Here is a 13,178-nt window from a genome sequence, read left to right as displayed (position 1 = left end):
TCTGTAATCTTCTTGCATGCACACGCTGACGCTGCGTCAAGGGCCACCTGGTAGGCGGCTAGTTCCCTGCACATCTCTTGGATATTCTGGTTCCGTGGAGAACCGGCGCAAAGAGGTTGGCCAGCTCATCAAGGCGACCCGACGCACCAAGAAGATGCGCAGCCAGAAGGCTCTCGCCGACCACGTCGGCGTCCATGAGACCAGCGTCGCGAACGCCGAGACTGGCAGCAGCAGAGTCGGCGAGGCCGTATACCAGGCGATCGAAGGCGGGCTTGGGTGGCCTCACAACTCGATCATGGACTACATCGAGGGGCGCCAGCCCGCACTTCCGGGGGCCGTCGCCGGCGGCGACTCGGCGGAGATCTCCGAAGCTCACCAGAAGATCATCGCGATGTCGGAGCGTGAACTGGCGGAGCGGATTGTGGACATCGCGGAGGCCAGCCCGCAGGCTGCGATCAGTTACGCCGAGGACGCTCTACGGATCCGACGCGAACACGTCGAACGACAGCGCGGGATCGTAGTGGAGTGACACCTTGACGCAACACGTCAGACCACAGAATTTACCTAATCAGTAGGTTGATCTTAGTACTTCCGCGTGGACCGACCTGATGTTCGATAACGGTCAGCCACGGATGCACGAAGATACCCCTGCCAAACGGCCTAACATCCTTCATCAAAGGGGCCATCGGAGGGGATAACCGTGATCATCCAGGAAGCCGCGCACACCGCGACCGTCGCCGCCACCAGAACCAAGCTGGCGAGATACGCGACCGGGGCCACCGCACTGCTGCTCATCCACGCGGTGCTCGGGTTCACGCACCACTGGCCCACCCACCTGTTCAACCTGCACCTCGGCGTGACGCTGCTCCTGGGGATCTCCGCCGTGCTGCAAGCCGACCGGCGCCTCCGCGCCGTTGACCGAGTAGCGGACGCCATCCGGGACCGCGAAGCCGAGTGACCCCCGGGCGGCCCCGCTGACCGCCTGAAGGAGTGTCCATGGCTAGACCACGCACAGACATCGGCACCTACGGGAACATCAACGTCACCGAGGTCCGCCCTGGGGTCCATGAAGCCCGAGCCCGGTTCCGGCTCCGCAACGGCCGACTGAAGCCCGTCAAGCGCCGCGCGTCCAGCGTAACTGCCGCGACGCGGGCGCTGAAGCAGGCCATGGCGAGGATGGCCGATGAGGTCTCCGGGAAGAAGGTCAACGGCGACACTCGGTTCGGGCACGTCATCGACCTATGGATCGCCGACTTCAAGACCAAGGTCGAGCGCGGAGAACGGGCCCACAAGTCGCTGTACGACTACGAGGACAGCGCCGAGCAGATCCGCAAGCACATGGGCGAGCTGACGTGCGGCGAGGCGGAGAACGCGGGGCTCTGCGACGAGACGCTGAAGGCGATCCGGGACGCCGCGGCGAAGAGCAACCGCTCGAAGCGCGGCGGCGGGTACGCGGCCGCGAAGCGCGCGAAGACGGTACTGACGGGGATCTGCGGGTACGCCGTCCGCCACGGAGCGATGAAGGTCAACCCGGCGAAGTCTGCCGAGGCGATCGAGCAGGGCGGCGACAAGCAGGACGTCCGCGCCCTGGAGCCGGACGAGCGCCGTGACTTCCTGACGAAGCTGCAGGCGTGGTGCACCGCGAAGGCGGAGTCGAGCAAGCGGGGCGGTGTGCGGGTCCAGGCGTGGCGGGACCTGCCGGACATCGTCGAGGCGATGTTGGCCACCGGGTCACGGCCGGGGGAGATCCTCGCGGCGATCGGTCCCGGAGTCGAGCCGCCGGCGCGGACGGTGCTACTCGATCACCACCTGGTGCGGATCGAGGGGCAGGGGTTGGTCCGGAAGCATCGACGGAAGGGCGGGAAGGCGGGGATCAACCCGATGTATCCGTCGTGGGCGGCGCCGATGTTCGCCCGTCTGAAGCTGGCGGCGGGCGAGGGTCCGTTGTTCCCGACGTGGAACGGGCAGTGGACGGATCCGAGCAACGTGCAGAAGCGGTTGCGGGAGGCGTGCGACGAGATCGGGTACGAGTGGGTGGCGGCGCGGATGCTGCGTCACACGGTCGGGACGCACATCGTCGATGAGGGTGGGACGAACGAGGACGCGGCGGATCAGCTGGGGAACACGCCGCAGGTGGTGCAGCGGCACTACCGGCGGCCGCGGGCGACGAACCCGAAGACAGCGGCGGCGTTGGAGTCGCTGTTGGGCGAGCCATGATCGGAACGATGGTCCACTTATGGACCACAAACGTATCGGATCGTACCGGTTTAGATCCCACGGTTTGTCCCCGTCGCGCCTGGTCAGGCGACTGTTCCGGACTGTTCCCGAGGGTTTCCCGCGACTCTCTAGGTCGCAGGTTCGAGTCCTGCCGGGGGCGCCACCAGGGACGACGCCGTGCGCGGGCTGCGCACGGCGCCACCCTGGCCAACTGCTCGTCGCCGCTCCCGCGCGCCCACTGTGGACTCCGGGTGCCCGTTCCCGAAAACCGGCGAAGAGTCCGGACGGCGGCTGGGGGCAGCGGCCGACCGGCCCAACCGGTGATTCCGAGTTCCCCTTGAGACAAGCTCGTTATCTTGTCGCGCCTGCGATCGCTCGATCACGTCGAGCGACGTCCGAGGCCGCCCGCCCGCCGACACGCCGACCCGATCCGGCGATGCACCGTGAAGGACATCACGATGGAACACCACGAACCCGCACCGCGGCACCGGCGCCGGCGGAGCAACAGCGCGGTGCGCGCCGCCCTGGACGAGGCTCGCGCGGCCGGACTGGTGCAGCGGCACCTGCTGAAGCTGCACCACCTCGCCGCGCAGTCGCGGAGGTGGCCCGGCGACGCGCTCCGGTCGCCGGGCGGTCCGCCGGAGGCCGAAGAGCCGGAGGCCGCGTGACCGGCGTTCCTCAATGGACGAAACACCGCCGGGTGACGCGACGCTCCACGATGGACCGTCGGGTCAGGCCGCGCGCAGGCCGGCGTCCGTCGCGGTCCCCACCGCCCGATCCGAGAGGAGTCCCTTGTCGTGCAACCAGCGAACCGTGTCGGCGAACGTCTCCGCCACCGGACGGCTCGGGCGCCCGCTCGCCTTCTCGTCCACCCGCGCCTCGCACGCGCACGTGTAGATCGCGCCGTACTCGGCCGGGATGTGCCACGGCCAGGCCCGCTGCACCAGGCCCATGACCGCGCCGAGCGGCAGCATCGCCCGCGCGGGCAGGTAGAGCGCCGGCAGGGCGCGGCCGGTGACCTCGCGCAGCGTCGCCACGAACTCGCGGGTGCTCAGGTGGTGGCCGGGGCCGAAGTGGCGGTTGCCCGCCGGGCCCGCGCCGCCGATCAGGGTCGCGTGCAGGGCCGCGGTGTCGCGGACGTCGCCGATCGGGAGACCGCCCGAGGGCCACACCGGCATCAGGCCGCGCAACGTGTTGCGCAGGCGCGTGACCTGGTCGCCCATCTTGGGGTCGTGCGGGCCGAGGAGGGCGGGCGGGTAGGTGATCGTCACGGGCATCCCCGCGGCCTGGTGGGAGCGGGCGAGGGTCTCGGCTTCGGCCTTCGCCGCGAGGTACGTCTCGCGGGGGCGGCCGACCGGCGAGCCCGGGCCGAGCGCCCGGCCCGGGGCGGGCAGCAACGCGCCGAAGCTGGACACGTACACGACCCGCCCGGTGCCGGTCCGGCGTGCGGCGTCCAGCACCCGGGCGGTGCCGGCGACGTTCGTGCGGGCCATCTCGCGGTGGGCGCGGCTGTCGAAGGAGTAGACCGAGGCCGCGTGCAGGATCGCGTCGGCGCCGCGCACCAGGCGGTCGACGCTGAACCGGTCGAGCACGTTGCCCGTGACGACGTCCACCGCGCCGGTGTCGACACCCAGCGGCGCGAGTGCACGCTCCACAGTGGACTCGTCGCGGACGAGCAGCCGGACGCGGTGGCCGGCCCGGAGCACGGCGGCGACCGAGTGCGCGCCGACGAACCCGGTGCCACCGGTGACACTGACCAACATCGATCCTCCAGGTACGGGAAAGGGGCCGCTGCCCGTGGCACGGACAACGGCCCCCTCGTCTCCGCTCACGGGTCAGGCCGTCTCGGACGGCTTTCTGGTCGTAGCGCGACGTGTTGCGGGACTAGATGTAGAGCGTGTTGGGCTCGAGGCCGCACAGGACACGGCCGTAGAGCTCGAAGTTCGTGTTCGGGTGCATCAGCGCGTGCTGGTTGACCGCCTGGATGTCCCGGTTGATGCGCTGGATCGGGATCCCGTTGTAGATCGAGGTGCCGCCGCTGGCGGAGGCGAGGATGTCGATCGCGTCCTTGGCGAGCCGGATGACGGAGCCGACGTCGGCGCGGGTCTGGGCGCGCTCCTCGAGCTTCCACTCGGTGCCCTCTTCGCACTTGCGGTCCACCAGGTTCGACGCGCGCCAGGCGTGGAACTCGGCTTCGTCGATCTTCATCGCGGCCTCGGCCACCTGGAAGTGGGTGATCGGCGCTTCGCGCTGGCTTTCGTAGTTCGTGTAGGTGATCTTGCGGCCGGGGAGGCGGTCCAGGAAGACGTCCTTGGCGCCCTTGGCCATGCCCACGATGGTGCCCGTCGACGACGCGGCGGCGACCGGCAGCAGCGGCGCGCGGTAGATCGCGGAGTTCGCGTTGCGCTTGGACGCGGTCTGGCCCGACAGCACCACCGGCAGGGGCAGCACGCGCTCCTGCGGGATGAACAGCTCCTTCGCCACGGTGCTGACGCTGCCGGTGCCGCGCAGGCCCGTGGTGTCCCAGTCGTCGATGACGAGCAGGTCCGACAACGGCACCAGGGCCATCACCGGGTACGGCTCGCCGTCCGGCGGGATCAGGATCGCGATGATCTCCTGCCACTGCGCGTGGAGCGCGCCGCTGATGAAGCCCCACTTGCCGTTCACGACGATGCCGCCGTCGACCGGGGTGGCCATCGCGGACGGGCTCAGCGTGCCGCAGATCCGCGTGTCCGGGGTGGCGAAGACCTCTTCCTGCACCTCGTCCGGGAACTGGCACGCCATCCAGGTCGGGATCCAGTACACGGACGCGACCCAGGAGGTGGAGCCACAGCCCTGGCCCAGCGCCGCGCCGACCTCGGTGAGCGTGCGGGTGTCCGCCTCGTACCCGCCGAAGTGCTTGGGGCGCCGCAACTTGAACACGCCGGCGTCGGTCAGGGCCTCGATCGCCTCGTCGTGCAGCCTGCGGTTCTGCGCGGCCCACGGCGCGTGCTTGCGCAGCAGCGGGATCAGGTCCGTCGCCTTGCGCACGAGTTCTTCGCGCGTCGGGATCGTGGTGGCCAAGATATCCTCCAAAGAGAAGGGGCGAAAAACGAACACCTAGTCGCGCAAGGCTGGGCCGGCGTCCACGGATATTCCGGTTCGAGAATGCCCCGGCCGGCCGGACATCGCGTCTCCTGGCTTGCGATCGGCACTCAGCATTCCCAAGGATGTCAGCGCTCGGGCGCCGGTGTGATCCTCGAGGTCGAGCCACGTCGCCGAAGGGATGACAGGACATGACTGCCGCCAGGAGTCTGCCAGCAGACGGCCACCCGTCCCCGCCCGAACCCGGGTTGACGGCGGACGAGGTCGTGGCCCGCGCGGAGCGCATCGCCGCCGGGCTCGTCGACCGGCAACAGGAAACCGAAGAGCGCGGGTACTACGGCCTGGAGACGCACAACGAGCTCCTCAACGCGGGCCTCTACCGGCTGCTCGTGCCGCGGCGGTACGGCGGTTACGAGTTCGGCCTCGACACCTACCTGCGGGTCGTGACCGCGCTCGCCGCCGGATGTCCGTCCACCGCGTGGATGTACACCTTCGGCGCCTCGCACGCCCACACGGCCGCCACGCTGTTCGGCGAGGCCGCGCAGGACGAGCTGTTCGCCGGGGGTGACTTCATCTGCCCGGCCACGGTCGGGCCGGTCGGGTTCGCCGAGCCGGCCGAGGACGGCGGCTGGATCGTCGACGGCGTCCACCGGTACAGCTCCGGCTCGCCGTACGCCACCCACTTCATCGGCCACACCCTCGTGGCCGGCGCGGAAGGCGAACCGCCCGCGCCGATGCTGTTCGCCGTGCCGCGTGAGCAGTGGGAACGGCTCGACGACTGGGGTGGGCAACTCGGCCTGAAGGGCAGTGGCTCGCACAGCGTCAAGATCGACAGGGCGCACGTCCCCGCCCACCTCGCTCTGCCGGGCACGCACATGGGCGTGACGTCCGTCGTCGAGGGCACGCCCGGGTTCGAGCTGCACGGCAACACGCTCTACGGCGGCGGCGTGCTCAGCATGATCCAGTTCCAGGTCGGTGCGCTGGCGGTCGGCATGGCCACCGGCGCGCTCGAGGCCTACGGCCGGCTGATGCACGACCGCACGACGATCTACCCGCCGATCGTCCCGCGCGCCGAGGACCCGGACTTCCAGCTCCACTACGGCGAAGCCGCCGGGCGCATCGCCACCGCGCGCGCCGCTTTGACGGACGCCGTGCGGCAGTGGCACGAGACGGCCGACCGCGGCTCGGCGGCCTTCACCCGTGAGGTCGACCTGAAGCTGTCGTTGATCAGCAGCGAGGCCCTCCGGCTGGCCTGGAGCGCCGTGGCCGACCACCTGTTCCCGACCGCCGGGTCGAGCGCGGTGCGCAGCGGTGAGCGCATCGAGCGGATCTGGCGCGACATGTCCACTTTGCACAGTCACGGCGGGGTGAGCGTCTTCCTGGCCAAGCTCGCCGGCCGCGAGCTGGCCGCCCACGTCTTGGGCGTGGCGCACCCATGAGCGAGCCGACGGGTGAGACCACACGGCCGCTGACCGGGGCCGAATACATCGAAAGCCTGCGCGACGACCGGGAAATCTACCTCTACGGCGAGCGCGTCAAGGACGTCACCGAGCACCCGGCGTTCCGCAACCCGGTGCGGATGACCGCGCGGCTCTACGACGCGCTGCACGACCCCGAGCAGCGCGACGTGCTCACCACGGCGACCGACGCCGGCGGGCCCGGCGGGTACACCCACCGCTTCTACACCACCCCGCACAGCGCGGAGGACCTCGTCGCCGACCAGCAGGCGATCGCCGCGTGGGCGCGGATGAGCTACGGCTGGATGGGACGCAGCCCGGACTACAAGGCGTCGTTCCTCGGCACGCTCGGCGCGAACGCCGACTTCTACAGCCCGTTCGCGGCCAACGCGCGGCGCTGGTACAAGGAGTCGCAGGAGAAGGTCCTGTACTGGAACCACGCGATCGTGCACCCGCCGGTGGACCGCGACCGGCCGCCGGACGAGGTCTCCGACGTGTTCGTCCACGTCGAGCGCGAGACCGACAACGGGCTGATCGTGTCCGGTGCCAAGGTCGTGGCGACCGGGTCCGCGCTGACGCACTACAACTTCATCGCCCACTACGGGCTGCCGATCAAGGACCGCAAGTTCGCCCTGGTCGCCACCGTGCCGATGGACGCGCGCGGGATGAAGCTGATCTGCCGCCAGTCCTACACGGCCGCGTCCGCGCTGACCGGCAGCCCGTTCGACTACCCGCTCTCCTCCCGCCTCGACGAGAACGACACGATCCTCGTGCTCGACAAGGTGCTCATCCCGTGGGAGAACGTGTTCATCTACGGTGACGTGGCCAAGGTCGGCATGTTCACCGGGCACTCCGGGTTCGTCGAGCGGTTCACCTTCCACGGCTGCACCCGGCTCGCGGTGAAGTTCGAGTTCCTCGCCGGCCTGCTGGCCAAGGCGCTGGACATCACCGGGGTCGGCGACTTCCGCGGGGTGCAGTCCCGGCTGGGCGAGGTGCTCGCCTGGCGCAACCTGTTCTGGGGCCTGTCCGACGCGGCGGCGCGCAACCCGGTGCCCTGGCGCAACGGCTCGGTGCTGCCCAACCCGAACTACGGCATGGCCTACCGCTGGTTCTCCCAGCTCGGCTACGCGCGGATGCGCGAGATCGTCATGCAGGACGTCGCGAGCGGGCTGATCTACCTGAACTCCAGCGCGAAGGACTTCCAGAACCCGGACGTCCGGCCCTACCTCGACAAGTACCTGCGCGGTTCACACGGCGTCGACTCCGTCGAGCGGGTGAAGGTCATGAAGCTCCTGTGGGACGCGGTCGGCACCGAGTTCGGCGGCCGGCACGACCTCTACGAGCGCAACTACGGCGGCAACCACGAGAACACCCGGCTGGAGCTGCTGTTCGGGCAGATGGGCGACGGGCAGCTCGACAGCCACAAGGAACTCGTCGACCGCTGCCTCGCCGAATACGACCTGGACGGCTGGAAGGTGCCCGACCTCGCTTCGTTCGGGCAGCTCGGCGCGATGGGCCGCGATCTCCTCAGCTGAACACGAACGACCACCAAACGGGCGAGCTTGGAAGGAATGGCGACAATGAGTGGCTCGGAGACAACCCCCCGCGGCGCCCCACTGACGACCAACCAGCAGTTCCTCCTGATGTTCGACAAGGGGCCGGACCAGGGCGTGTTCGGTCCCCGGCACATCGTCGCCTGCGGCTGGCGGATCGAGGGCACCGTCGACACCGAGGCCCTGCGCGGGGCGCTGCACGACCTCGTCGTCCGGCACGAGGTGCTGCGCACGACGATCGGCCGGGACGCCGAAGCGCCGTACCAGCTGGTGCACCCGCCCGAGACGCCGGTGCTCGAGGAGTACGAGCTCACCGACCCCGGCCCGGGCGCCCGCGACACCGTCGCGCACGACTTCCTCAACCGGATCGAGGCCGGCCGGTGCCCCGCCACCGAGCAGCCCCTGATCCGGGCCGCGCTCGGCCGGTTCGACGACCAGGACTCCGTGCTGGTCGTGAACACCCACCACACGGTGAGCGACGGCTGGTCGATGCAGATCATCATCCGCGACCTGCTGCAGTTCTACGCGGCGCGCCGCGGCTTCGGCGAGCCGGAGCTGCCGGAATTGGCGCAGTACGGCGAATACGCGACGTGGCAGGAGGAGTACCTGGCCGGCGACACCGTCGCGTCGGCTCGTGAGTACTGGGCGAACAACATCGGCGACAGCTCGTTCGCGGCCCTCCCGACCGACCGGACGCGCACCGACGCCACCGGCGTGTACTCGGTGCACCGGTTCCTGATCGACCGCGAGGTGACGTCGGCGGCGCACCAGGTCGCGAAGCAGCTGCGCAGCTCGCCGTTCATGGTCTGCTTCGCCGTGTTCACCCTGCTGACGCACAAGATCACCGGGGCGACCGACCTGACGCTGCCGACCATCACCTCGGGCCGCAACAACCCCGCCTTCAACGAGACGGTCGGCGCGTTCTTCAACTTCCTGCCGCTGCGCACGGACCTTTCGGCCTGCCGGACGTTCCGCGACCTGCTCACGAGCACGCGCAACACCTGCCTCGGGATGTACTCCCAGGAGATCCCGTTCGGCGAGATCGTCGGCGTGGCGCCGTCGGTCATCGCCCCGTTCGCCGACCCGACCTGCGCGGTGCAGGCGTTCGAGATCTTCCAGTTCCCGGTCGGCGCCGACGGCAACCCCGTCGGTGACATCAAGGTTTCGGACATGCGCCGCCGGCTGCTGCCCGAGGCGGACACCGCCGACATCCCCGACGGCGTGCTGTGGGCCCTCGACGTCCACCCCGACGGCGAGATCATCGGCAGCATCCGCTTCAACAGCAACGACTTCGACGCGGCAACGCTGGAGGGCCTGGCCACCGAGTACGCCCGGCTGCTGCGCATCGCCCTCGCCAACGTCGACGCGCCCCTCGAGACCGTGCTCGCCACGCAGTGACCCGAAGACAAAGGATCCCGCCCGGCGAATTCGCCGGGCGGGATCCTTTTTTGCGCGGGTCCGGGATCAGCCCGCCTCGAGCGCCTCCGGCGTCACCGGCGGGTAGGCGAGGCAGGCGTCGTTGTACCGGTCGAGCCGTGCCTGCGCCTGCTCGGTCGCCACCCGGAACCGGGCGGCCGGCTCCGCACCCGAGACCAGGACGTCGTGCATCGCCGAGGTCAGCTCGTCGTTGATCCCGTTGAGGTCGCCGAGCAGCGCGCCGGTCGCCGCCGGCGTCCGGTCCGACGAGAGGACCTGCTCCGCCGCGACGCGGAAGCCGGGCTCCCGATCCGCCCAGCCGTCCGCGACGACCTGCTCGTACGCCGGCCGCATCACCGGGAGCGAACCGGCGTGCAGGCGCCGGACCGCGTGGTCCGGGTTGAGCAGGTGCTGGGTGAAGGCGAGCGCCGCGTCTTCCTTCTCCTTCGGCAGGCCCGCCGCCACGAACATCGACTGGCCGCCGAGGCTCCGGCCGGCGTACGGCGCCTCCTCGTTGTGCGGCACCTCGCCCATCGCGAGCTCGAACCCGGCCTCGGCGGCCAGGTGCGTCAGGTACTGGGAGGTCGCCGACGACGTGATCACGAACGCGGTGTCCTGGCTCGTGAACGCCTCCATGGCCCCGAAGTAGTCACCCGGCTCGCCGGTGTACCGGTAGTCGCCGCGCCGGTGCAGGTCCTGCCACCACCGCGCGTAGGCGAGCATCTCGGGCGAGTCGAGGGTGACGCGGGTGGACCGGCCGCTCCGCCCGTTGTCCCGGTCGCTCAGCAACCGGCCCTGCGCGGCGAGCTCCATCTGGATGAGCCAGCCGTGGTTGGGCCAGGCGATGCCGTGCGCCGGTCCGCCGGGCAGGCCGGCGACCGCGGCGCACGCGGCCGTGAGCTCCCGCCACGTCGCCGGCAGCCGGTCGACCCCGGCCCGCCTCAGGATGTCCTGGTTGGCGAACAGGATGGCGGTCGACACCATCGTCGGCATGGAGACCAGCTCGCCGCCCCTGCTGTAGTAGTCGCGCACGACCGGCAGGATGTCGTCGACGACCACCGGCTCCCCGAGGATCTTGGTGCGGTCCCCGAGCAGGCGCTGGATCGGCACGAACAGCGGGCCGCCGCCGGCCCCGCGCGTGTCGAGCGCCACCTGGGTCGCCGAAAAGTAGTACTCGGCGATGTCCGGCGTGGTCCCCTGCGCCGCCGCCTCGGCGACCGCTCGCGGCAGGTCGCTGTAGTTGATCTCGCGAATCCGGATCCGGAATCCCGGGTGCGCCCGGCTGAACGTCTCCGCGGCGGCCTTGACCGGGGCGTTGAAGTCCGGGATGGGATGGTCGGTGAGCCAGACGTCGATCGTTGTCGAGTCGGCCGGGTCGGCAGCGTTCGACACAACACCCTCCAAATGCGAACGGGATTACGGGGAACGTCGTGGGTGCGCCGCCCGCGTCAGCTCGTGGCGGAGTGCGTCGCGACGAACTCGGCGACGCGCCGCGGGCGCAGGTCGACCCAGTGCTCCCCGATGTAGGCCAGGCACTCCGCGCGGCCGTCCGGCCCGTGCACGGCCGTCCATCCGGCCGGCACGGGCGCGAACGCCGGCCACAGCGAGTGCTGGTCCTCGTCGTTGCGCAGGACGGTGTAGGTGGCGTCCTGGTCCTCGAATGGGTTCGCCATCCGTTCCACTCCTCCGCGTCAGGCCGCCGCGGCAGCGGCGCCCTCGATGTGTTCGGCCAGCTCGGCCACGGTCGGTTTGTCGAACAGCACGTTGATCAGCAGGTCGACGCCGAGGTCGGCCTTCACCCGGTTGAGCAGCCGCATCGCCTGCAGCGACTGGCCGCCGAGGTCGAAGAAACTGTCGTCGATGCCGACCTTGGGCACCTCGAGCACCGCGCCGAAGATCGCGCACAGCGTTTCCTGCAGCGGCGTCTCCGGAGCCCGGTAGGCCGAGGCGGCCTCGAAGTCGGGCTCCGGCATCGCCTTGCGGTCCAGCTTTCCGTTGGGTGTCAACGGGAGCGACGCCAGCTGGACGAACGCGGCCGGGATCATGTAGTCGGGCAGCAACTCCCTGACGTGCGCGCGCAGTGCCCCCAGGTCGACGTCGCCCGCCTCCGGCACGACGTAGCCGACCAGCCGCTTCTCCCCCGACTCGAGCTCGCGCACCACGACGACGACCTGCGCGAGACCGGGGTAGCCGGCCAGTGCCGCCTCCACCTCGGCCAGCTCGACCCGGAAGCCGAGGATCTTCACCTGGGTGCTCGCCCGGCCGACCAGCTCGATCAGCCCGTCGTCGTTGCGGCGGGCCAGGTCGCCGGTGCGGTACATCCGGGTGCCCGGCTCGCCGAACGGGTCCGCGACGAACACCTCCGCGGTCAGGTCCGTGCGGCCGAAGTAACCACGGGAGACACCGCGGCCGGCGATGTAGATCTCCCCCTCGACGCCGTCGGGCACCGGCGCAAGACGGTCGTCGAGGAGGTGGATCGTGACGTCGTCGAACGCGTTCCCGAGCGGCACCAGCTTGCCGGGCCGGAAGGACGCGGTCAGCGGGTTGTGCGCGGAGAACAGGGAACACTCCGTGACGCCGTACATCGCCCGGATCACGATGTCCGGGCAGGCGTCCAGCACCCGGCGCACCGCGTTCGGCGCGATCACGTCGCCGCCGGTGAGGATCTCGGCAAGGCCGGTGAACGTGTCGAGGGACTCCTCCGCGAGCACCCGGAACAGGCCGGCGGTCAGGTGGATCCCGGTGATCCGCTCCCGCGTGATCAGCTCGCGCAGCGTGGCGGGCTCCAGGCGCCCGGGCGGGGCGATGACGATCCGGCCGCCGTGCAGCAGGGGCATCCAGGTCTCGTAGGTGGACACGTTGAACGCGTACGGCGCCACCATCAGGACCCGCGCGTGCCGCTCCACCGTCCACTGGGGGTTGAAGATGAGCCGGACCACGTCCCGCTGCGTCACCGCGACACCCTTGGGGTGGCCGGTGGAACCGGACGTGTGGATCACGTAGGCCAGCTGGTCCGGGTGGATCGGCACCGAGGGGTCGGTGGCCGGCTGCTCCGCGGTGGCCGGGTCGTCGTCGACGACCAGCACCGGCACGCCGGTCGGCAGGCCACCCCCGCGCATCGCCGTGTCGGCCAGCAGCACCGTCACGTCCGCGTGGTCGACGACCCACTGCCGCCGGTCGGCCGGGTAGTCCTCGTGCACCGGCACGTAGACGCCGCCGGCCTTGACGGTCGCGAGGATCGCCACCACCAGGTCGATCGACCGCTCCAGCAGCACCGCCACCCGGTCGTCCTGGCGGACGCCGAGCCCGATGAGCCGGTGCGCGAGCCGGTTGGCCCGCTCGTCCAGCTCCCGGTAGGTCAGCGCGGTCGCGCCGGCGGACACCGCGATCGCGTCCGGTGTCCGCGCGACCTGCCCGGCGAACCGCTCGGAGATGACGAATGATTCCATTT

General features: G+C 70.3%; 12 protein-coding genes and 1 tRNA gene. 8 read left to right on the top strand and 5 right to left on the bottom strand.

The genetic code is table 11. The features are described from left to right. Positions 1-94 precede the first annotated feature (94 nt). The 5 genes from ACIOD2_RS32105 (at position 95) to ACIOD2_RS32085 (ending at position 2,885) form a co-directional block, all read left to right on the top strand. Positions 95-529, top strand: a complete 435-nt coding sequence (locus ACIOD2_RS32105; RefSeq protein WP_400546473.1) for a helix-turn-helix domain-containing protein — start codon at positions 95-97, stop codon at positions 527-529. A gap of 171 nt (positions 530-700) precedes the next feature. Continuing rightward, entirely contained in the window at positions 701-958 is a 258-nt protein-coding gene (locus tag ACIOD2_RS32100) for a hypothetical protein (protein ID WP_400546470.1), read from the top strand. 38 nt (positions 959-996) lie between these two features. After that, a complete protein-coding gene (xerC, locus tag ACIOD2_RS32095) occupies positions 997-2,217 on the top strand; it encodes a tyrosine recombinase XerC (RefSeq protein WP_400546467.1) in 1,221 nt (406 codons plus the stop codon). Positions 2,218-2,283: 66 nt separating this feature from the next. Then, positions 2,284-2,380: transfer RNA gene (locus ACIOD2_RS32090), tRNA-Arg, on the top strand. 295 nt (positions 2,381-2,675) lie between these two features. Continuing rightward, on the top strand, positions 2,676-2,885 hold the full coding sequence (locus ACIOD2_RS32085) for a hypothetical protein (protein WP_400546464.1): 210 nt from the start codon (positions 2,676-2,678) through the stop codon (positions 2,883-2,885). Positions 2,886-2,948: 63 nt separating this feature from the next. On the opposite strand, the gene ACIOD2_RS32080 is transcribed toward ACIOD2_RS32085, so the two are convergent. Continuing rightward, positions 2,949-3,980 carry an NAD-dependent epimerase/dehydratase family protein gene (locus ACIOD2_RS32080; RefSeq protein WP_400546461.1) on the bottom strand — a complete coding sequence of 344 codons (1,032 nt, stop codon included), beginning with the start codon at positions 3,978-3,980 and terminating at the stop codon, positions 2,949-2,951. 121 nt (positions 3,981-4,101) lie between these two features. Beyond that, positions 4,102-5,280 (bottom strand): acyl-CoA dehydrogenase, encoded by a 1,179-nt coding sequence (locus tag ACIOD2_RS32075; protein WP_400546458.1) that lies wholly within the window; start codon positions 5,278-5,280, stop codon positions 4,102-4,104. A gap of 212 nt (positions 5,281-5,492) precedes the next feature. Between ACIOD2_RS32075 and ACIOD2_RS32070 the strand changes: the two genes are divergently transcribed. The 3 genes from ACIOD2_RS32070 to ACIOD2_RS32060 are packed head-to-tail and all read left to right on the top strand — an operon-like array spanning position 5,493 to position 9,709. Continuing rightward, positions 5,493-6,740 (top strand): acyl-CoA dehydrogenase family protein, encoded by a 1,248-nt coding sequence (locus ACIOD2_RS32070; protein WP_400546455.1) that lies wholly within the window; start codon positions 5,493-5,495, stop codon positions 6,738-6,740. Next, positions 6,737-8,293 (top strand): 4-hydroxyphenylacetate 3-hydroxylase family protein, encoded by a 1,557-nt coding sequence (locus ACIOD2_RS32065; RefSeq protein WP_400546452.1) that lies wholly within the window; start codon positions 6,737-6,739, stop codon positions 8,291-8,293. Before ACIOD2_RS32070 ends, ACIOD2_RS32065 begins: the two co-directional genes overlap by 4 nt. Before the next feature lie 45 nt (positions 8,294-8,338). Beyond that, positions 8,339-9,709: a condensation domain-containing protein gene (locus ACIOD2_RS32060; protein WP_400546449.1), complete on the top strand. Its 1,371-nt coding sequence runs from the start codon at positions 8,339-8,341 to the stop codon at positions 9,707-9,709. A 66-nt stretch (positions 9,710-9,775) separates the two neighbouring features. Here ACIOD2_RS32060 and ACIOD2_RS32055 read toward each other — a convergent pair whose 3' ends face one another. Genes ACIOD2_RS32055 through ACIOD2_RS32045 form a run of 3 tightly spaced genes read right to left on the bottom strand, consistent with a single transcriptional unit; the run spans position 9,776 to position 13,176 of the window. Beyond that, positions 9,776-11,119 carry an ABC transporter substrate-binding protein gene (locus ACIOD2_RS32055; protein ID WP_400546447.1) on the bottom strand — a complete coding sequence of 448 codons (1,344 nt, stop codon included), beginning with the start codon at positions 11,117-11,119 and terminating at the stop codon, positions 9,776-9,778. A gap of 56 nt (positions 11,120-11,175) precedes the next feature. Beyond that, positions 11,176-11,400, bottom strand: a complete 225-nt coding sequence (locus tag ACIOD2_RS32050) for an MbtH family protein (protein ID WP_400546444.1) — start codon at positions 11,398-11,400, stop codon at positions 11,176-11,178. Positions 11,401-11,418: 18 nt separating this feature from the next. Continuing rightward, entirely contained in the window at positions 11,419-13,176 is a 1,758-nt protein-coding gene (locus tag ACIOD2_RS32045; RefSeq protein WP_400546441.1) for an amino acid adenylation domain-containing protein, read from the bottom strand. Positions 13,177-13,178: the final 2 nt, after the last annotated feature.

The sequence above is a fragment of the Amycolatopsis sp. NPDC088138 genome, from assembly GCF_044741685.1.
In the GTDB taxonomy this organism is placed as follows: Bacteria; Actinomycetota; Actinomycetes; order Mycobacteriales; family Pseudonocardiaceae; genus Amycolatopsis.
The sequence above is the reverse complement of the archived record's forward strand: the minus strand, read 5'-3'. Positions and strand labels throughout refer to the sequence as shown.

Excerpts from the sequence above, each read along its gene's own strand:
- ACIOD2_RS32050 (WP_400546444.1), bottom strand. The coding sequence starts at position 11,400 with ATGGCGAACCCATTCGAGGACCAGGACGCCACCTACACCGTCCTGCGC.
- xerC (WP_400546467.1), top strand. The coding sequence starts at position 997 with ATGGCTAGACCACGCACAGACATCGGCACCTACGGGAACATCAACGTC.
- ACIOD2_RS32085 (WP_400546464.1), top strand. The coding sequence starts at position 2,676 with ATGGAACACCACGAACCCGCACCGCGGCACCGGCGCCGGCGGAGCAAC.
- ACIOD2_RS32080 (WP_400546461.1), bottom strand. The coding sequence starts at position 3,980 with ATGTTGGTCAGTGTCACCGGTGGCACCGGGTTCGTCGGCGCGCACTCG.
- ACIOD2_RS32045 (WP_400546441.1), bottom strand. The coding sequence starts at position 13,176 with ATGGAATCATTCGTCATCTCCGAGCGGTTCGCCGGGCAGGTCGCGCGG.
- ACIOD2_RS32070 (WP_400546455.1), top strand. The coding sequence starts at position 5,493 with ATGACTGCCGCCAGGAGTCTGCCAGCAGACGGCCACCCGTCCCCGCCC.
- ACIOD2_RS32065 (WP_400546452.1), top strand. The coding sequence starts at position 6,737 with ATGAGCGAGCCGACGGGTGAGACCACACGGCCGCTGACCGGGGCCGAA.
- ACIOD2_RS32060 (WP_400546449.1), top strand. The coding sequence starts at position 8,339 with ATGAGTGGCTCGGAGACAACCCCCCGCGGCGCCCCACTGACGACCAAC.